This is a genomic window from Nonomuraea sp. NPDC004354 (genome assembly GCF_053602555.1).
The window spans coordinates 152,637-171,622 of sequence record NZ_JBSGDV010000003.1; the positions used below are offsets into that span (position 1 = coordinate 152,637).

Genomic DNA, 18,986 nt, shown 5'->3' on the forward strand with positions numbered 1-18,986 from the left:
GGACGACATGACGACACTGACACTCCCGGCGCCGGTGAAGCCCCGGTTCCGCACCATCGTCCGGGCCGAGTGGACCAAGTTCCGCTCCGTCCGGTCCTTCCGCTGGTGTCTCGCGGTCTTCGCGCTGCTCGCCGTCGGCACCAGCGTCATCGTCGCCGTGGCGGGCGCCCTCTCGCCGCACGGCCCCGAGACGGTCACCATGGGCGAGACGGTGAGCATGGTCCAGCTGGGGATGGGGTTCGCCGAACTGGTGATCCTGGTGCTGGGCGTCCTCATGGCCACCAGCGAGTACCGCACGGGGACCATCCGCGTCTCGCTGATGAGCGTCCCCCGGTGGGGACGGCTTCTGCTGGCCAAGGCGCTGGTGCTCACCGCCGTGGTCGCGGTGGCTTCCCAGGTCGTGGTGTGGGCCTCGTTCGCGATCCAGTACGCCACGGGCGAGACGCTCGGCGGCCTGGAACCCGAGATGCTGCGGGCGCTGTTCGGGTTCGCCCCCTACCTGGCCGTGCTGGCCCTGTTCGGGATGGCCGTCGGCGCGATCGTGCGCCATGCCGCGGTCGGCGTGCTCGCCGGCATCGGCCTGGCCTACCTGCTGCCGGCGTTCGTCAGCCTGGCCCCGATCGTCGGCGAGACGGCGGTCCAGTTCCTGCCCTTCCCCGCCGGATCGGCGATCGTCAACATGACCGCCGAGCTTCCGTGGCTGCGGTTCGGGTTGTGCTGCGCGTGGGCCGCCGCGGTGTTCGTCCTCGCGGTCCACCTGACGCACCGGCGGGACGCATGACGAGGGCGCCCTCGGCGACCTTGCGCCCGCGCGTCCTGCGCCTGCCCGGCGCCGGGGGCGTGCCGCTGGGCCCGCGCGTCCTGCGCCTGCTCGGTGCAGGGGGCGTGCTGCTGGGTCTGCTCGCCGCCGGTTGCGCCGCCGGCGGGCAGACCGACGCCAGACCGCCGTCCGTCCCCGCCGACGCCGGGGCGTTGCGCCCGTTCTACGAGCAGCGGATCTCCTGGAAGGCGTGCGAGGACGGCTTCGAGTGCGGCCGCATCAGGGTGCCGCTCGACTACGCCGATCCCGGCGGGGACACCATCACCGTGGCCGTCAACCGCAGGCGGGCCGCCGACCAGCACCGGCGGATCGGCTCGCTGCTGCTCAACCCGGGCGGTCCCGGCGCCTCCGGGCTGGCCTTCGCGCAGGAGTCCGGCTCGGTCCTCACCGATCGGCTGCGCGCCCGGTTCGACGTCGTCGGCTTCGACCCGCGCGGCGTCGGCGCAAGCGCGGCGATCAGCTGCCCCGCGCAGACGGCGGGCACGATGGCCACGCCGGTCGTGCGCAACCCGCGGATCGCCGCCGAGCCCACGGCGAGCGACTACGTGACGGCCTTCAAGGAGTTCGCGGCCAGGTGCCGGGCGGGTTCCGGCAGGCTCCTGGGCCACGTCTCCACCGTCGAGGTCGCCAGGGACATGGACATCCTGCGCGGCGTGCTCGGCGACACCAGGCTGCACTATCTGGGCTACTCCTACGGCACCCTGCTCGGTGCCGTCTACGCCGACCTGTTCCCGTCCAGGACCGGCCGGCTGGTCCTGGACAGTGCCGTCGACCCTCGTGCGTGGCCCTCGGGCGCGCCCCTCACCCAGGCGATGGGCCACGAGCTGGCCCTGGACTCCTTCGTCACCGACTGCGCCGGACGCGCCGACTGCCCGTTCGGCACCGAGCCGAAGGCGGCCAAGCGGAACCTGGTCGCGCTGCTCGACCGCCTCGAACGCACCCCGCTGCCGGGAGCCGGCGCGGACCGGCTCGACAGGCGGACGGCCGTCGCCATCATCGGCATGGCCCTGTACAGCAAGAAGTCCTGGCCCGCGATGCGGGCCGCCTTCGCGGACGCCCTCGGCGGCGACGGCACGGCTCTGCTCGACCTGGGCGGGTCCGGGGAGGCCGGCGAGAACAACCTCGTGGAGGCCTCCACGGCGAACTTCTGCCTGGACGGCCCGCCCGGCCTGGCGACGACCGCGCAGGTGGAGGCGGTGCTGCCGGCGATCAGGAAGGTGGCGCCCATCTTCGGGGAGCAGAAGGCGTGGTCCGGTCTGCAGTGCGCGTACTGGCCGGTCAAGGCGGTCGGGAAACCGCATGCGATCGCCGCGCGGGGGGCGGCGCCGATCCTGGTGGTGGGCGTGATCAGGGATCCGGCCACGCCGTACCGGTGGGCGCGGGGGCTGGCCGGTCAGCTTTCCTCGGGAGTGCTGCTCACCTACGACGGCGACGGCCACGGCGCCTACGGCAAGGACGGCAGCGCGTGCGTCAACGACGCTGTCGACGCCTACCTCGTCGACGGCCGCCCGCCCGCGGACGGCAAGCGCTGCACGTGACACGGGTTCGCGGAGGTCGCGGCAGGGCCCGTGCCGTCAGGAAACGTGGCGGACGGCAAGCGCTGCACGTGACACCGGTTCGCGGAGGTCGCGGCGCGGCCCGTGCCGTCAGGGTCCGTGACGTCAGGGTCCGCCACGGCAGAGTCCATGACTGCGGGACCTGCCGTGGCGGGACCTGTCACGGGACGGTCTGTCGCGGGACCTGCCGCGGCCGGACCTGTCGCGGCGGGATCTGTCGCGGGAGGGTCTTCGGGCTCCTCGGGCCTGCGCGGGCCTGAGGACCCTTCCCTCTCCGCGGCGTGCCCGGCCGCCGGACCGCCTGCCGCCACGACGCGTCCGCGCGCGAAGTGTCGGCGGGAACCTCTACCTTAGAGCGCGTGCCCGAACCGCCCCTGACCCTCGACGCCGCCCTCTCGGAGGAGGCGGTGCTGTCCACCTACCGCAGGATGTTCGCGGCCCTGGCCCGCGACAGCGGTGCGGTGGTCGACGATCCCGCGATGGTCGACATCGCCGAGACGCTCTTCGCCGCGTTCGCCGAGGCGGGTGAGGAGTGGCTGACCCACGAGCAGATGCGGTTCGCCTGCCGCGCCTACCCGGCCGACCAGTTCGACAACCGGCTGCGGGTGCTCAAGGGGCTCGGCGCGATCCGCGAGGTGTTCCCCAAGCCCAACCAGCTGCGCTACCGCGCCTCCTTCACCAGCGTGGTCGGGCTGATGTTCATCAGGCGGATGATGGACGACGGCGGCCAGTCGGAGATGCACCGCCTGCTGGCCCTCGAAGACCTCAACGTCGCCGACCCGCGCACCACGATGGAGCAGGCCAGGCAGAGCGCCGCCAACCTGGCGCGGGCCTTCCGCCTGTGGGCGCTCGAGCTGATCACGCTCACCACCGGCACGATCGAGGAGCTGCGCGAGCAGGCGCCCAAGCTGTGGGGCACCGAGGAGATCGCCCGCCGCGCGCAGAACCTGCACGGCACGATCCTCACCCGCTGGCCCGAGCTCGACAAGGTGTGCACCGACCTGCGGGCGGCCATCTACGCCTACAGCGACGCCTCGCGCCGCGCCGCCGGCCGACTGGCCGACTCGGCGGGCACCACCCGCAACCTGACGCTGCTGCCGTCGGAGACCTGGCGCACCTTCGCGCAGACGGCCTCGAAGGAGCGGCTCGCGGCCGTCCTCGACGGGTTCGTCTTCGACGCCCCCGCGCCGTGGCACGATCCGGCGGCGATCGCGCGCGCGGTCGACGAGAGCCCGCGGCCCGCGCCCGCCCAGCCCACTCCCCCGCGCTCCGACCTGCCCGACCCTGGGCCCGCCGACTCCCTCGACCAGTCGCCGGGGGCGGCGGTCGAGCGCCTGGCGGCGGTGGCCGAGTCGGTGCTCGGCGGCGCCGACCGGGTGGCGCTGACCGGGCTGCTGGGCTCCGACTGGGCCGCCGCACGGCGCCTGCTGGCCGACCTGACCAGCATCGACCTGCGCCCGGAGCTGCCCTACCGGCTCACCTGGTCCGACGAGTTGACGGCCGACCCCGCCCACGAGCCCGCGTGGCTGTCGCACGGCTTCCTGGAGCGCACCTCATGACGGATTCCCTCTCCCACGCCCGTGCCAGGGCGGAGGGTCCGCTGCGGCTGGGCTCCGGAGAGGCGACACCGGCGGGCATGGTACGGCTGGCCGACCTGGCCGTCCCCGTCTGGCCCGACGGCGTGACGCCTTCGCTGCTGGAGGAGCACCAGGTCGCCCCGATTCCCGTCGAGCGGTCGGGCGAGACCAGGCGGGTGCTGGCGGCGTGCCTGAAATGCTGCTGGGTGGACCTATCCGGCGACCCGTGGCCGGGGGCGACCGCGCCGGTCGAGCTGGTGCTCGACACGTACCGGGCGCTGATCGGGCGGACCGACGACCTGATGCGCAACTGGGCGGTGGGCGCATTGCGGCGGCTGCACGACTCGTCGTGGGTGGTGATGGCCGACGGGTTCGTCCGGCTCGGGCCGCGGTGCGCGACCTGGCCCGTGGAGTCCTACGGGCAGTTGAAGGAGCTGGTCAGGCGGCTGCCCGAGGCTGACCGGACGGCGCTGACCGTGGTACGCGACGCCGACCTGGTGGCCGCGGCGGCCTCGGTCATGACCGGCCGGAAAGACCCGGCGGAGCCCGGCATGGACGACCCGACCGCGCCGCCGGCGAGCGACCGCCCGTCCAACGTCGCCACACCACCCGAACCGTCCGACGTCACCACGTCGCTTGGAGCGTCCGACGCCACCACACAGCTCGGACCGTCCGACGCCACCACGTCGCACGGGCCTTCCGACGTCGCCACGTCGCACGGGCCCACCCCCGGGGACGGCGTGACCGGCCCGCAGGCCGCCCCCGCGCAGGTTGAGGGCATGCCGCTCGCCTCCGCCGTCGGGGGCGACGCCACCGCACCGGCGGGCCGCGCCCGCGAGAGCGGCGAAGCGCCGCCCGGCTCCCCTCACGGGGGCGCCGACACATCGCGCCGCTCCACCCGCGACGACAGCGCCGCCGCGCGACCGGGCACCGACCATGTGGACGACCGTGCGGACATCGTCGACGACCCTGCGCAGGAGTTGCTGGGTGGCCGGGTGGAGGCGGCGCGGGCCGAGTTCGACGACCTGCTCGACGCCTTCGACGAGCGGCGCAGGGCCGAACTGGTGGCCGCGTTCATGGCGGTCGAGTTCGCCGCCGAGCCCGTCCAGGAGGCACGCTTCGCCGCGCTGCGAGACCCTGCGCTCCGCCGTACCCTCGGCGAGATGCTGGCCAGGCGCGGGCGCACGCTGATCCAGCTGCGGGAGCGGTGGATCTCCGGCTACGACGCCGGCGTGGCCGCGCGGGCGGGCAGCACGCTCGGCGAGAGCGAGCGGGCCGTTCTGACGCTGGTGCTGGTGCACTCGGTGGCGATCCCGCGGGCGGAGGGTCTGCTGCCCGAGGACACCTGGCTGTCACCGCACGCCACGCCCGTCGAGGAACTGCGCCGCCACACCCAGCTGCCCATCGGCGAGCTGGAGGCGGCGCTGCGGACCCTGCGGCATGCCGGGCTGCTGTCGCAGGTCAAGGCCGGTGAGGAGGCGGGCGGTTACGTGCCGGGCCCGCAGTTCCACCGGCTCACGCAGGCGGCGCGGCGGCGCCTGCAGGAGGAGCTGATTCTCGCCGCGGGGCCGCACACGCCGCTCGCGGCGGCCGTTCGAGCACAGCGGAAGACGGGGGACGAGTAAGTGGCACTGGTGGAGAACGTCGTCGGGGACAGGGTGCTGATCGCCGTCCAGGCGGTCAACATCTCGCGGCTGTCCACCCATCCGGTGCCGACCGTGCCCGGCACGCTGATCGTCGTGGCGGGCGCCGGGCCGAAGGACTCCAACGGCGCGGGAAAGTCGTCGTTCATCGCGTCGATCACGGCGCTGCTCGGTGACGAGCAGTGGCGGTTCGCGTCCGGGGCGAAGGCGGTGTCGGAGCTGCTGTTCAACGCCGAGCTGGCCAGCGGGGCCGGAGGACGGCAGTGGGCCAGCGCCGACCACGGCTACATCGTCGGCGTCTTCGGGCCGTCCGCCCGGATGGCGCTGCCGGGCGAAGGCGCCTCCGAGACCGCCCCCCAGGGCATGCCGGGGGCGGTGAGCGCGGGCATCGGACAGGGCGGCGGCGCACCCGCCGTGGGCGCGCCCTCCGCGCGAAGTGACGGCGCGCCCTCCGCGCGAAGTGACGGCGCGCCCTCCGCGCGGAGTGACGGCGCGCCCGGCACAGCGGGCGCGGGCGCCGGGCGGAGCGGCGGCGCGCTTGGCGCGGGTTCCGGCAAGGGCGGCGGCGTGCCGGGTACGGACTCCGGCAAGGGCGGCGGCGCGCTGCCGGACGGCCTCCAGGCCGAGCTGGGCGGCCCGGACGACGACGGGGAGGGGCTCTTCCTCGCGCCCGACACCGCCAACGGCCCGATCACCGTCTGGCTGCGGGTCAACCAGGAGGCGCCGCACCTGGAGATCCGCTGGCGCGACGGCATCCACCTGGCCGCCGCGAGTTCGGAGGCCGAGCGGGTGGCCAGGGCGGACGAGGTGTGGTCGGCGCTGCCGAGGTCGGCGGGCCGCCGCGACGTGGTCGCCCGGGACCTCACCAAGGTCCTGTACGGCGACCGCGTGCGCTGCGTGTCGTTCCTGTCCACCTCGGTGCGCAGCAAGGTGGCCACCAACCTGCTGTCCCAGCCGCTCAACGAGATCTCCCCCGAGCGGGTGTTCGAGGCGATCGCCGCGCTGACCGGCCTCGACGCCGAGCTGGAGCAGGAGCGGGAGGCCCGCCGCGACGAGCACGCCAAGCGGGTCAAGGCGGCGCAGGCCGTCGAACGGCTGGCGGAGTTCGAGACGGAGTCGAGCGCGCTGCTGGCCGCGTTCGACCGGCGCGACCAGGCCAGGGTGCGGCTCGCCGAGGCGTTGCGGTGCTGGCGGGGACGGCAGGCGCGCAGGCTGGCCGACGCCGCCGACCGGGACGAGGCGTTCGCCGCCCAGCTCGAGACCCTGGAGGTCGCCGGGGAGACGGCGACCGAGGCGATCGCGACGGTCAAGGCCGAGATCGCCACGCTGAAGGACGACACGCTCGACCGCAGGGTGGCCGAGGCGCGCAAGGAGCTGGCGGTGCTGCAGGCCAGGGCCGCCAAGCTGGAAGCCGACCGGGCGGTGGCCGAGAACTCCGCCGACGAGCTGCGCGGCATGATCCCCTCGCTGGAGGAGCGGCGGCGCCTGGCCGACGGGCGTGACGTGCCGGCGGCCGAGCGGGAGCTGGCCGAGGCGCGCGGACGGCTGAACGAGGCGCTCAAGGCGCTGGGCGTGGCCGACCGTGAGGTCGCCTCGGCGCAGGCGGCGCTCGACGACGCGGAGGGCGGGCCGGCCGCCGCGCAGCTCACCGCGCTCGCGGCGGCGGGGGTCGGCGCGACCGGCCTGCTCGACGCCCTCGACGTGGCCGAGCAGGCCCGCGACCACACGGGCCTGCGGGGCTGGCCCACCGAACACGCGGTGATCGTCGACGCCGCCCAGCTCGGCGTGGCCGCCGAGGCGCTGCGCGAACTGCCGGGCTCGGTGCTGGTCAGCTCGGCGGGCGTCAGCGTGGTCGGCGCGTTCGACGGGGTCGCCACGGGCAGGGAGGCCCGCATCAAGGCGGCCGAGCAGCGGCTCAACCGTGCCAAGGACACCCAGGAAGAGGCGGCGCAGGCCGTCAAGGCGGGCGAGGAACGGGTGGCCGAGGCGCAGCAGCGGCTCGACGGCGCCCAGGCGGGTGTGCGGCTCGGCGAGATCGAACAGCGGCTGTCCGAGCGCAGGACCCAGCTGGCCGAGCTGACCGAGACGCTCCAGGAGCTGACGCCCGCGGTGGCGGTGGCCGAGCAGCAGGCGTCCGCGCTCGACTTCCGGGCGCGTACCCGCGACATGGAGATCGAGCGGCTGGAGGGCCGCAGGGGCCGGCACGAGGCGGAGCGCGCCCAGGCTCGCGACGCGGCGGCCAAGCTCACCGCCGAGCGCGAGGGGCTACGGCTCGACGAGCTGGGCCGGGAGTGGGGCGGCGCGCTCGACGAGGCCCGCGCCTGGATCGCGGCGCTGCAGGAGGAGGAGCGTCCGCGCACCGCGGAGGAGTGGTGGCGGATCGCCGAACGCCATCTCGACCAGGCCTTCCGCGACACCTTCCCGGGCGACGACGAGGAGGAGGTGCCCGAGGAGCTGCGCTTCCTCATGAGCGAGCGCACGGGCAGGGCCAGCAGGGAGCAGGCCACGTTCGCGGCGGTGTGCGGGTCGCTGGCCTCCTACCTGCGCGGGCAGGAGGAGTACGAGAAGCACCAGCGCCGCCAGATCGAGTCGCAGGTGGTGACCCGGCAGCGAGACCTCGCGGCGGCGGACAAGGGCGCCGAGGAGGCCGCGCAGTCGACGGCGGTGCACAGGGCGGCGCTGACGGCGGCGATCAAGGCGCGGCTGGGCCGGGTGGCCGAGGAGTTCGAGAAGCTCGACACCTCCTACGGCGGTTACGGCGCGACCCTGGAGTTCCCGGTGCCGCCCGCGCCCGCCGACCCCGAACAGCGCTGGCAGTGGCGGGTCACCCCCAAGTGGCGGCGCGGCGAGGGGCAGGGCTTCGTGCCGTACAACCGCAGGGCGAACACGGCGCTGATGGACGAGAAGGCCGTCAAGCTGGTGTGCGCGGCGGCCATCGCGTCCTCGGGCGGCGGTCACCTGTGCCTGGTGCTCGACGAACTGGGCCGCAACCTGGGCAAGGAGCACCGCAGGGAGGCGGTGGCGCTGTTCCGCCGGATCGGCGAGACGTACGGGATCACGGTGATCGGCGCGCTCCAGGACGACATGGAGCCGTACGCGATCGACGCGTGCGGGCAGTACATCAAGCTGCGGCGGAGCTCCGACGCGATGCCGTACAACGAGCCGCCGGTGATCGTGGGTCACGACGAGCACGCGGAACGGGTACGTGCGCTGGCCGCCTACGTGAGCCGCCCCCGCGCCCTGGAGCCCACGACCTGACGGAGGCCACTCACCGCGCGCCGAGCCCCACCCACGTAACCTGCGCGCCGAGGCCCGCCCACGTCGCCTTCATGCCGAGGCCGGGGCCGGGCCTCGGGCGGAAAGCGGCGGGTGCCGGTTGATCCAAGGCCTGGGCTGCGGGTATGACGCCAGGCGATGACACATTCCGCTTCCGATGCCGAGGGGCATCGTGCCATGGCGCTGGCGTTGCGGGTCGGCGAGCTGTTGCTGGGCAGCGGCGAGGCGACCGAGAACGTCGCGGGCGCCATGCGCAGGATCCTCGAGAGGTACGGCATGCGCCAGGTCGAGGCGGACGTGAACCTGTCCGCGATCACCCTGTCGCACGTCCCGTCGGACGGCAGGCCGCCCGCGACGGCCGAGCGGCGGGTGCGCAGGCGTCAGCCCGACTACGACCGGCTGATCGCCGTGCATCACCTCGTCGGCGAGGTGGCTTCGAGGGAATTGTCGCTGGCCGAGACCGAGGAACGGCTGAGGGAGATCACCAGGCGGGTGCGCGTCTACCCCGAGTGGGCGGTGGTGACGTCGTCGGCGTTGATCGCGGCGTCTGCGGCGGTGCTGATCGGCGGCGGCCCGACGGTGGCGGCGGCGGCGTTCGTGGCGACGGTGCTCGGCGACAGGGCGGCCGCGGCGCTGGCGCGCAGGGGCGTGGCGGAGTTCTTCCAGACGGCGGTGGCCGCGATGTTCGGCTCGATGGTGCCGGTCCTGCTGATCTGGCAGCGCGTCCCGGTCGAGGCGGGAGCCGCAGTGGTCGGCGCCGTGGTCGCGCTGCTGCCCGGCAGGCCGCTGGTGGCCTGCGTGCAGGACGGCATCGCGGGCGAGTACGTCACGGCGACCGCGCGGCTGAGCGAGGTGGTGTTCATCGTGGCGGCGGTCATCGCCGGCATCAGCACGACGCTGACGGCGGCGGTCAGGCTGGGCGTGCCGATCACGGTGGAAAGCGTGCCGTCCGCGCCGCTGTCGCTGGCGCCTGCCCAGGTGGGCGGCGCGCTGGCGCTGAGCCTGACGTTCGCGGTGGCGCTGCTGGTGCCGCCCCGCCATCTGCTGCCGGGTGCGCTGGGCGGCGGGCTGATCTGGCTGACGTTCGTGTCGCTGGCCGCCAACGGCGTGCCCGCCCTGGGTGCGACGACGGTCGCGGCAGCGGTGGTCGGACTGCTCGGCGGCGTGTACGGGCGGCTGGTGCGGGTGCCGTCGGCGGTGGTGGTGATCCCGTCGATCGGCCCGCTGCTGCCGGGCAGCGCGCTGTACCGGGGGATGCTGGAACTGAGCCTCGACAACGTGCTGTCGGGCCTGCTTCACCTGGTCGAGGCACTGTCGCTCGCGGTCGGCATCGGCGCGGGAGTGATTCTGGGCGCGGAGATCCTGCGCGCGTTCCGCGGGCGCGGCATCGCCCGCAGGACGCGTCCCGCCGCCCGCCGCACCCGCGGCTACTGACCGGGCGGGTGACGGTACGGCGGTGCCGCCGGCCGAGGGTTCCCCGAGGACTGGCACGCGCGGTGGGCGTGGGTCGTGCTGACCGGTGAGTACGGCGGCAAGGCCGGCTCCCGGCACGTCATGGACGGTCTGGCGGTGGAGGTGAAGGAGGAGGAGCTGACGTTCGAACTGGTCCAGCGTGCAACGCGATGACCGGCAGGCCGCTGACCGACGACGAGATCCGGCTGATCGCCGCTCATCCGCGCGAGCTGCCGCTCCTGTTCCCTGGCCGGCTGTGACGCACGTCCACCATGCGACCTTGTTGAGCCATGGCTTGATTCGCCCCCACCATGCGGCCTTGTCGTGCCATGGCCTGGCCGGCTTTGTCGCGCTCCCCGGACGGCCTTGTCGCGCCGTGCCAGGGCCGTTGTCGCGTCTCCCCCGTTCCCCGGTCGTCCCCAGCATCGCGCCGCCGTCCCTTTGAGGGGTGTTTCTCCAGCCCGGACCGCTATTCTCCGGCGAGCCGCCGTGTGCCGGTCTCCGGCAGGGCGAGCAGGCACAGCAGGCTCAGAACGGCCATCGCGGAGACGTAGACGCCGACGTAGAACACCGGCAGCCCGCTGACCTGCATCTGGGTGGCGACCAACGGCGGGATCGCGCCGCCGAGGACACCGCCCAGGCTGTAGGCCACCGACGCGCCGCTGTACCGGTACTCGGTGCGGAACAGCTCGGGCAGGTAGGCGCCCATCGGCCCGAAGATCAACCCCATCAGCGTCAGCGCGCCCGCGAGCGCCAGCCCGACCAACGGCACGGAGGCCGTCTGCATCAGCGGGAACATCACCAGCCCCCACCCGATCGCGGCGGCGGTGCCGTAGCCGAGCGTACGGCGGCGGCCGATGCGGTCGGAGGCCGACGCGGAGACGGCCGTGCCGATCCCCATGAACACCACGCCGACCATCGTGAGGGCCAGCATCGTGGTCCGCGGGATCTTCAGTGTCGCGGTGCCGTACGCCAGGCCGTACGTGGTGGCCGTGTAGAAGAGGGTGTATGTGATCACCATCGTGCCCGCGCCGAGCAGTACCCTGCGCCACTGGTGGCGCAGCAGGCCAGCGAGCGGCACCCTGGCGAGCCTCCGCTGGTCCATCGCCGCTTGGAAGACCGGCGTCTCGGAGATCTTCACCCGGACGTAGAGGCCGACCGCCACCAGCACCAGACTCGCCACGAACGGCAGCCGCCAGCCCCATCCGAGGAACTGCTCGTCGGTCAGCACACCGCCGAGGACGAGGAAGAGCCCGTTGGCGGCGATGAAGCCGACCGGCGGTCCGAGCTGCGGGAACATCGCGTAGTGGCCGCGCTTGCCCGGCGGCGCGTGTTCGGTGGCCAGCAGCGCGGCGCCGCCCCACTCGCCGCCCAGGCCGATGCCCTGGGTGAAGCGCAGCAGCACCAGCAGCACCGGCGCGGCCACCCCGATGGCCGCGTACCCGGGCAGCAGGCCGATCGCGACCGTCGACAGTCCCATGAGCAGCAGCGACACGACCAGCATGGACGTGCGGCCGATGCGGTCGCCCCAATGCCCGAAGATCGCCGAGCCGAGCGGGCGTGCCACGAACGCCACGGCGAAGGTGGAGAAGGCCGCCAAGGTGCCGGCAAGTTCGTCCAGTTCGGGGAAGAAGGCGGTGTTGAGCACCAGGGCGGCGGCCGTGCCGTAGATGTAGAAGTCGTAGAACTCGATCGCGGTGCCGACGAGGCTGGCGGCGGCGACGCGGGTCCTGGTCGGCGGCGGCGTGCCCACCCGCGGCTCGGTCCCGTTCGACAGCATCCCCGCCCGCGGCTCGGATCCGTTCGACGGTATGCCCGCCTGCGGCTCGGATCCGTTCGACGGCATGCCCGCCCGCGGCTCGGGTCGGCCCGGTGGCGGCGTGCTCATCCGTGGCTCAGGTCGATGACGCAGAACCTGTTGCCCTCCGGGTCGGCGAGCACGACGAAGTCCGCGTCGTCCGGGTAGTGGTCCCATTGCACCCGCTCGGCGCCCAGCGCGACGAGCCGCTCGATCTCCTGCTGCTGCTCCTGCGTCGTCTCCGCGAACAGGTCCAGGTGGATGCGCGGGACCGGCTCCACCGGCGACGAGCTGAGCCCCAGCGCGACGGGGACGCCCAGGCCGTTCACCGGATCGAGGATCGTCCATCGGTCCGTGACCGCTCCGGCCCTCGGGATGTAGTGCAACGCCTGTGTCCAGAACCGTACCGCCCGTGGCATCTCCGTGACGCCGAGAACCACCTGCCCGATGCTCACCATGCGCCCATCCTGTCAGGCGAGGGCACCGGGCAGCCGCGCCTCCACCGTCAACGCCGGGATCGCCGCGGTCGTGTCCGGGTACGGCGGCCTCTGGGACACGACCGCACGGCCGGGCCGCACCGGCGCCAAGCCACCGTGACCGACAGCGTCGATCCGGGCCCCGCCTCGGCCAGGGGACCGTGACCGACAGTGTCGATCCGGGCCCGTGCCTTGACTAGGGAGCCGTGACCGACAGTGTCGATCCCGCCCTCGCCTTGGTGACCTTGAGCTGCGCCGGAATCCTGGTGCGCAGCTCCCCCACGTGGCTGACGATGCCGACCGCCCTCCCGCCGTCGCGCAACCCGTCGAGGATGTCGAGCACCCCGTCGAGCGTGTCCTCGTCGAGCGTGCCGAACCCCTCGTCCACGAACAGCATCCCGATCTCCGCGCCGCCCGCCTCCGCGCTCACCACGTCGGCCAGGCCCAGCGCCAGCGCCAGCGAGGTGATGAAGCTCTCCCCTCCCGACAGCGTCGCCGGGTCGCGGTCGACGCCCGTCCACGCGTCGAGCACCCGCAACCCGAGCCCGCCGCCCGCCCGTCCACGCGCGCCCGCCGTCTTGCGCAGGTCGTGCTGGAGCTGGTAGCGGCCGTCCGACATGTGGTCGAGGCGCTCGTTGGCGGCGTCGACGACCTGCCTGAGCCGCTCGCCCAGCACGTACGACGACAGGCTCATACTCCACTGGTTGTCGCCCGAGGTGCCGTTGGCCAGCGCCGCCAGCCGTTCGGCCAGCCGATGCCGGTCGGCCGCTGGCTGCCAGCGGTCGAGGCAGGCGACCAGCTCCTCGTGCAGCTCGGCCAGCCTGCGCACGCGCCGCTCCGCCCGGTCACGCGCCGAGGCCAGCGCGGTGTGCGCCCGTTCGGCCTCCTCCCTCGCGGCCGCCATCGCCGCCAGGTCAGGCACCGGCTCCGCCGCGGCGGCCACCAGCTCGGGGTCGGCCAGCGCGCGCGTCACCGCCGCGTGCGCGGCGTCGAGCTCGCGGAGCCGTTCGGCCTTCCGCTCCCTCTCTTCAGAGGTGCGTACGGCAGGCAGCACGTCCTCCACGTCCGCGAACCCCGCGGCCACGGCCGCCTGCTTCGCCGCCTCGACGGCCTTGCGGTGCTCGACCGCGGCGGCTTCGGCGGCCTGCGTGGCCTCGTGGGCCTCGCGCAGGAGCTGCGCCTCCTCCCGCAGCCGTTCGAGCCTGGCGGTGAGCGTCGGGTCGGCGCCCCTGGCGGCGTCGATGCGGGACGCCAGCCGTACGGTCTCGGCTTCGAGCTCCTCGCACCTGGTACGGCAGGCGGCCAGCCGCAGGCCGAGCTCGCGGAAGGTGTCGGCGGTGCCTGCGTGTTCGGCGGCCAGCTCGGCCGCCCTGGAGGCCAGCCTGGGATGCGCGGCGGCGGCCGACCTCAGCCTGGCCATCTCCCGGTCGGCCGCGTCGAGCTCGGCGGCGGCCCACGCTCCGGTGACCCGGGCCGCCCAGGTCCGCGGATCCGCCTGGCGGGCCGGGACCTCGGGCTGCCGCTCAACCGCCCCGTCACCACCATCGGGCCTCGACCAGTCAGGCGAGGACAGGGCTGCTCCGGCGGCGAGAGAAGAGGGAGGATCCCCCATGACGCCACCGCCCGTGATGCCACCGGAGTGCCCCAAATGCCCCGTACAGGAATGCTCGGCGCCGGAGTGCCCGGCGCCGTAATGCCCCGTGCAGGAATGCTCGGCGCCGTAATGCCCAGAGCCAGCATGCCCAGCGTCGGAGTGCTCGACGCCGGAGTGCCCAGCGCTGTAGTGCTCTGCGCCGGAGTGCTCTGCGCCGGAGTGCTCGGTGCCGGAGTGCCCTGCGCCGTGGTGTCCGGTGCCGGAGCCGTTGCATCCGCTGTCATCCGCCCTGGAATCGACCGAAGCCGCGGCGGGGACCGAGACCGGGGCAAGGAGCCGGGCGAGGGTGTCGAGCGCGTCGTCGAGCCGGGCGGTGATCTCCTCCACCCGTTCGGCGGTCCTGGTCAGCTCGGCCAGCAGGCGGATCTCGTCGCCGAGGCGCCGCCTGCGCGCTCCCAGACCGGCGTCGGCGCCCCGCGCTGCTTCCAGGCGAGCGTGGATGCGCTCCCGCTCCCCCGTCAGCGCCGACACCTCCGCCCGCGCCTCCGTCAGCCGCCGCTCCGTCTCGTGGAGCTGGTCACGAGCCTGGTCCAGCTCCGACTCCAGCGCCAGCACGGCGCGCTCGCACGCGGACTCCTCCCCGGCCAGCGCCGCCAGCACCGCCATCTCGCCCTCGGCGGCGGCCAGTTCCGCCTCCGCCTCCTCGGGGGCGGGGGCCTCGGCCAGTTCGTCCAGCCGCGAGATGAGCGAGGACAGCAGCCCGTCGGACGCCTGCCGCTCGGCGAGCGCGGCGTCATAGGCGGCCTGCGCCTCGATCTCGTCATCTGCGGCATAGGCGATCCCGGCGGGGGCGGCGGGCGCGGGGTGCTCGGCCGAACCACACACCGCGCACGGGTGCCCGTCGGCCAGCTCGGCCGCCAGTTCGGCCGCCATCCCGTCGATGCGGGCCTGCCGTACCTCCTGCAACCGGTCGCGGAGGTCCTGTGCGAGCTCGACCGCCATGCCGTGGGCGGCGCGTGCGGCATCCAGGTCGCCTTCCAGCTCCTGCCGCCGCCCGGCCGCCGCGAGCCGGGACGCCGCCGTATCCCGGACGGCCGCCGCCGACGGCAGTCGGCCGGCGGCGGCACGCGCCTCGGCCAGCCGCGCCGCCATGTCGTGAAGCGCGGCGGGAAGCTCGTCCACGGCGGCCCGGCCCGCGGCTTCACGTTCGGCGAGCGTGCCGAGCTCTCCGGTCAGTACGGCGAGCCGTTCGTCGAGCTCGGCGAGCCTGGCCTCGTCGGCGCGCAACCCTTCGAGAGCGGCGAGCTGGTCGCGCATCGCGCGTTCGGCCGGCCGCGCCCACGCCGTGACGCTCCGCCACGGCGCTTGCTGCCGGGAAAGACCCGTCGCTGCCGCGGCCACGCTGGTGTCGCCGGAGTCGGCCAGGTGGTCCGCCAGGTTCGCGAGCACATCGCCGAGCGCGAGATCCCGCCGGCGGATGTCGCGCTCGGCTCCGGCCGGATCCGTCAGCCAGGCCACCAACTCGTCGATGACCGGCCGGGTCGCCGCCTCGCCACCGGCCCCACCGGTCCTACCGGGGCCGATCCGGCCCGCCTCCAGGTCAGCCAGAGGCGGATCGCCCGGGCCGGCTTCGGCTGGGCCCGTCAAGTGGGTCAGCAGGTCGGTGAGCGCATACGCGAGGGCCGGGTCGCGGAGGCGGGCGGCCAGGGCCGTCCGGGCGGCGGCGACGTCGGCCAGAAGGTAGTCGCGGCGTTCGATCGCCTCGAGACGTGTGGCGGCGCCGGACCTGGCGGCCTCTGCGCCGGGGATCATCGCCGCGTCGAGCCTGGCCTTGGCCGCGGCGTCATCGGCCGCCTTCACCAGGCTCGGGAGTTCTTCCAGACGGGCGGCGGCTGCGCGCTCCTTGGTGGACAGCGCCACGATCTCCTGCTCGCCGGCGCGCAGCTCGTGCCGGAGCTGGACGAGCCTGCTCTCGTCGGCGAGCAGTTCCGAGACCCTGGTGATCTCGCCCAGCCGTTCCCGCTCGAGCTCCGCCAGCACGCCCGGAGCAACCGCGAATCCGGGCGAGCCGGCTCCAGGCCGACCAGGGAATCCCACGTCCCCGAGCGCGTAGGCGTCCGGTCGGCCTGGGGAACGGCCGGGCCTGTGCGCGTCGGCTCCAGGTTCGTCCAGGTGTGGGCCGCCGGGTCGCCCACCATCGTCGAACGCTTCCCGGCCTGTCCCATGAAGCGCGCCGGAAGAGGTGAGCGGATCAACGGCTGGGCGGCTGCCCGGGGGTGGGGTCGTGGGGGCGAGGTGCGCCCGGGTGTCGAGGAAGGGGGTGGCGCGGGCTATCGCGTCGGTGGCGAGGTGCCGAGCCTTGCTCGCGGCGGCGGCGCGCTGGCGGGCGGCGTTGATCAGCGGCAGCACGCGGTCGGCGCGTGCCGCCTCGTCGAGGACCGTGAGCAGGTCGGAGCGCTCCTCCGCGCGTTCGTCGAGCATCCGGCGCTGGGCCAGCGCCTCGGCGTGGCGGCGCTGCCGGTCGGCCAGCGCGCTCGCCCGCTCGAACCTCTCGCGGTGCTCCCGCAGGGCCGCCTCCCCTGCCTCGCACGCCTGGGTGGCACGGTTCACCACCGCCGCGGCCGCCGCGCGCAACAGGCCGGACCACGCCAGCGGGTCGCTCTCCGCCGTCGGCGGGTCGTCGGCGCCGCTACGGGGAGCGGGCACGGCGCCCGGCGACACGGCGCGCACCGCGGCACCGCGGGCGGCTCGGGGAGCGGGAACATGCGAGCCAGGGTCGAGCCCTTCGCCACCGGGACCCACGCCGCCAGGAACGGAACCCCTGCCGTCAACGACCCGCCCCATGGCGCCAGGCGCGGAGCCGGAACCGTCACCACCGGCGCCGACGACCCCAGGAGCGGAGACCGAACCGTCGCCGCCCGTGCCCGTGCCAGGAGCGGGAACCAGGCCGTCGCCGTCCGCAGCGCAGGTAAGGCCGTCGGGTCGGGACGAGGCGGCCTCGAGGACGTCGCCCGCCGCCTCCTCCAGTCGCTTGACCGCGTATTCGACCTCCTGCCGCCCCTCCTGCGACTCCCGCCAGGTCTGCTTGCGCCGTTCGGCCAGCCACGTCTCCGCCGCGGTGAACACCTTCACCGTGAACAGCCGCTCCAGCAGCCGCCGCCGTTCCTCCCCGTCGGCCCGCAGGAAGCGCGCGAAGTCGCCCTGCGGCAGCATCGCGACCTGGCAGAACTGGTCGGCGTTCATCCCGAGCAGCCCGCCCACCAGGTCGCCCGCCTCGTCGGCGCGGGTGGTCAGCCCCTGCCAGCCCTCCTCGCGGACGTGCTCGGAGACGATGACCTTCGCCTTCTCCTCGGTGACGCCGGTGCCGCGCAGCTTGGGTCGCGTCCAGGCGGGCGAGCGCTGGATGCGCAGCAGCCGCCCCCGCAGCGTCACCTCGAGCGTCACCGAAGGCCCCACCGACGGCGGCGCGTGGTCACAGCGCAGGCTGCGCGCGCTGTTGCGCTGCCCCGGCACCACGCCGTAGAGGGCGAAGCAGAGCGCGTCGAGCAGCGTGGTCTTGCCCGCGCCCGTGGGCCCGTGGACGAGGAACAGCCCCGCCTCCGACAGGGTGTCGAAGTCGACCGTCTCGGTGCCGGGGAAGGACCCGAAAGCGGTGAGGGTCAGCCGGTGCGGCCGCATCTAGACCATGACCTCCTTGATCCTCGACGCCTCGACGGCCTCGCGCAGCAGCCGCTCCTCCAGGGGGTCGGCGGGCTCGCCTCTGACCTCGCGCACGAAGTCGAGTGCCACCTCGACCTCCGGGCGCCCGGCCAGCCGTACGGGGCGGCGGGCGGGGGCGGCGCCCTGCGGGTCGAAGGCGAGGGCGAGCGTGTGCGGGAAGCGGGCGCGCAGCCGGTCCATCGCCGACTTGGGGCGCACCGCGTCGGTCAGGGTGACGTGGAGCCAGTGGCCCTCGCGCGCGGCGAGCGCGGGGTCGGCCAGCAGGTCGTCGAGCGTGCCGCGCAGCCTGCCGACGGGGCGGGGCACGGGCGCGGGCACGAAGTCGGCGCCGGGTGAGCCGACCGTCACCAGCCAGGAGCCCTTCACGTGGTCGGTCTCGGAGAAGGAGTAGGCCAGCGGCGAGCCGGAGTAGCGGACGTGGTCGGCCATCCGCTGGCGGCCGTGCAGGTGGCCGAGCGCGACGTAGTCGACCCCGTCGAAGGCGGCGAGCGGCACGTGGGCGACGCCGCCGACGCTGATGTCGCGCTCGCTGTCGCTGGCCGTGCCGCCGGCCACGAAGGCGTGGGCGAGCACCACGGAGTGGCGGTGCCGTACGGCGTCGGCCCTGATCAGCCCCATCGCGTGGGACAGGGCCGCGGTGTGGCTGCGCTCGGCCAGCTGCCACGGGCCGCGCACCAGCTCGGGCTCCAGGTAGGGGATGCCGTAGAGGGCGACGTCGCCGACGACCACGGGCTGCCACGCGCGCGCGGGGTCGGTACGCAGGTGGACGCCCGCCGCGTCGATGAGATCGGCGCCGAAGCCGAGACGGCGGGCCGAGTCGTGGTTGCCGCTGATCATGACGACTCGGGCGCCCGCCGCGACGAGCCGGCGCAGCGCCTCGTTGCAGAGCGCCACGGCGTCGACGGGCGGCAGCGCCCGGTCGTAGACGTCGCCGGAGACCGCGACGACGTCGACCTTCTCCGCGCGCACGGTCTCGACCAGGTGGTCGACGAACGCCGCCTGCGCCTCGATGAGGCTCTCGCGGTGGAAGGACCTGCCGAGGTGCCAGTCGGAGGTGTGCAGGAGGCGCATGTC

The 18,986-nt window shown here is 74.3% G+C and carries 10 protein-coding genes; 6 read left to right on the plus strand and 4 right to left on the minus strand.

The window, feature by feature from the left end; translation table 11 throughout:
- Positions 1 to 7 precede the first annotated feature (7 nt).
- The 6 genes from ACWENQ_RS11440 to ACWENQ_RS11465 all read left to right on the plus strand — a co-directional run bounded on the left by ACWENQ_RS11440 (position 8) and on the right by ACWENQ_RS11465 (position 10,306).
- The gene (locus ACWENQ_RS11440) at positions 8 to 781 is read left to right on the plus strand and encodes an ABC transporter permease (RefSeq protein WP_452413957.1); all 774 of its coding nucleotides are present in this window, start codon (positions 8 to 10) and stop codon (positions 779 to 781) included.
- Entirely contained in the window at positions 778 to 2,358 is a 1,581-nt protein-coding gene (locus ACWENQ_RS11445; protein WP_452413959.1) for an alpha/beta hydrolase, read from the plus strand. Before ACWENQ_RS11440 ends, ACWENQ_RS11445 begins: the two co-directional genes overlap by 4 nt.
- 377 nt (positions 2,359 to 2,735) lie before the next feature.
- Positions 2,736 to 3,935, plus strand: coding sequence for a hypothetical protein (locus ACWENQ_RS11450; protein WP_449927291.1), 1,200 nt, complete (start codon positions 2,736 to 2,738; stop codon positions 3,933 to 3,935).
- A complete protein-coding gene (locus ACWENQ_RS11455) occupies positions 3,932 to 5,578 on the plus strand; it encodes a hypothetical protein (RefSeq protein WP_452413961.1) in 1,647 nt (548 codons plus the stop codon). The genes ACWENQ_RS11450 and ACWENQ_RS11455 overlap by 4 nt, the downstream gene beginning before the upstream one ends.
- The gene (locus ACWENQ_RS11460) at positions 5,579 to 8,854 is read left to right on the plus strand and encodes a chromosome partitioning protein ParA (RefSeq protein ID WP_452413962.1); all 3,276 of its coding nucleotides are present in this window, start codon (positions 5,579 to 5,581) and stop codon (positions 8,852 to 8,854) included.
- A 156-nt stretch (positions 8,855 to 9,010) separates the two neighbouring features.
- Positions 9,011 to 10,306: a threonine/serine ThrE exporter family protein gene (locus ACWENQ_RS11465; protein WP_449927283.1), complete on the plus strand. Its 1,296-nt coding sequence runs from the start codon at positions 9,011 to 9,013 to the stop codon at positions 10,304 to 10,306.
- Between the two features lie 487 nt (positions 10,307 to 10,793).
- Here ACWENQ_RS11465 and ACWENQ_RS11470 read toward each other — a convergent pair whose 3' ends face one another.
- The 4 genes from ACWENQ_RS11470 to ACWENQ_RS11485 form a co-directional block, all read right to left on the minus strand.
- Positions 10,794 to 12,212 carry an MFS transporter gene (locus ACWENQ_RS11470; RefSeq protein WP_452413964.1) on the minus strand — a complete coding sequence of 473 codons (1,419 nt, stop codon included), beginning with the start codon at positions 12,210 to 12,212 and terminating at the stop codon, positions 10,794 to 10,796.
- Positions 12,209 to 12,580, minus strand: coding sequence for a VOC family protein (locus ACWENQ_RS11475; RefSeq protein WP_354907372.1), 372 nt, complete (start codon positions 12,578 to 12,580; stop codon positions 12,209 to 12,211). Before ACWENQ_RS11475 ends, ACWENQ_RS11470 begins: the two co-directional genes overlap by 4 nt.
- A gap of 214 nt (positions 12,581 to 12,794) precedes the next feature.
- Positions 12,795 to 17,870, minus strand: a complete 5,076-nt coding sequence (locus ACWENQ_RS11480) for an AAA family ATPase (RefSeq protein WP_452413966.1) — start codon at positions 17,868 to 17,870, stop codon at positions 12,795 to 12,797.
- The gene (locus ACWENQ_RS11485) at positions 17,871 to 18,983 is read right to left on the minus strand and encodes an exonuclease SbcCD subunit D (RefSeq protein WP_449927268.1); all 1,113 of its coding nucleotides are present in this window, start codon (positions 18,981 to 18,983) and stop codon (positions 17,871 to 17,873) included.
- Positions 18,984 to 18,986 lie beyond the last annotated feature (3 nt).

What these genes read in the sequence shown, in the direction of transcription:
- ACWENQ_RS11440 (WP_452413957.1), top strand. Translation starts at nt 8, where the DNA reads ATGACGACACTGACACTCCCGGCGCCGGTGAAGCCCCGGTTCCGCACC.
- ACWENQ_RS11445 (WP_452413959.1), top strand. Translation starts at nt 778, where the DNA reads ATGACGAGGGCGCCCTCGGCGACCTTGCGCCCGCGCGTCCTGCGCCTG.
- ACWENQ_RS11455 (WP_452413961.1), top strand. Translation starts at nt 3,932, where the DNA reads ATGACGGATTCCCTCTCCCACGCCCGTGCCAGGGCGGAGGGTCCGCTG.
- ACWENQ_RS11465 (WP_449927283.1), top strand. Translation starts at nt 9,011, where the DNA reads ATGACACATTCCGCTTCCGATGCCGAGGGGCATCGTGCCATGGCGCTG.
- ACWENQ_RS11470 (WP_452413964.1), bottom strand. Translation starts at nt 12,212, where the DNA reads ATGAGCACGCCGCCACCGGGCCGACCCGAGCCGCGGGCGGGCATGCCG.
- ACWENQ_RS11475 (WP_354907372.1), bottom strand. Translation starts at nt 12,580, where the DNA reads ATGGTGAGCATCGGGCAGGTGGTTCTCGGCGTCACGGAGATGCCACGG.
- ACWENQ_RS11480 (WP_452413966.1), bottom strand. Translation starts at nt 17,870, where the DNA reads ATGCGGCCGCACCGGCTGACCCTCACCGCTTTCGGGTCCTTCCCCGGC.
- ACWENQ_RS11485 (WP_449927268.1), bottom strand. Translation starts at nt 18,983, where the DNA reads ATGCGCCTCCTGCACACCTCCGACTGGCACCTCGGCAGGTCCTTCCAC.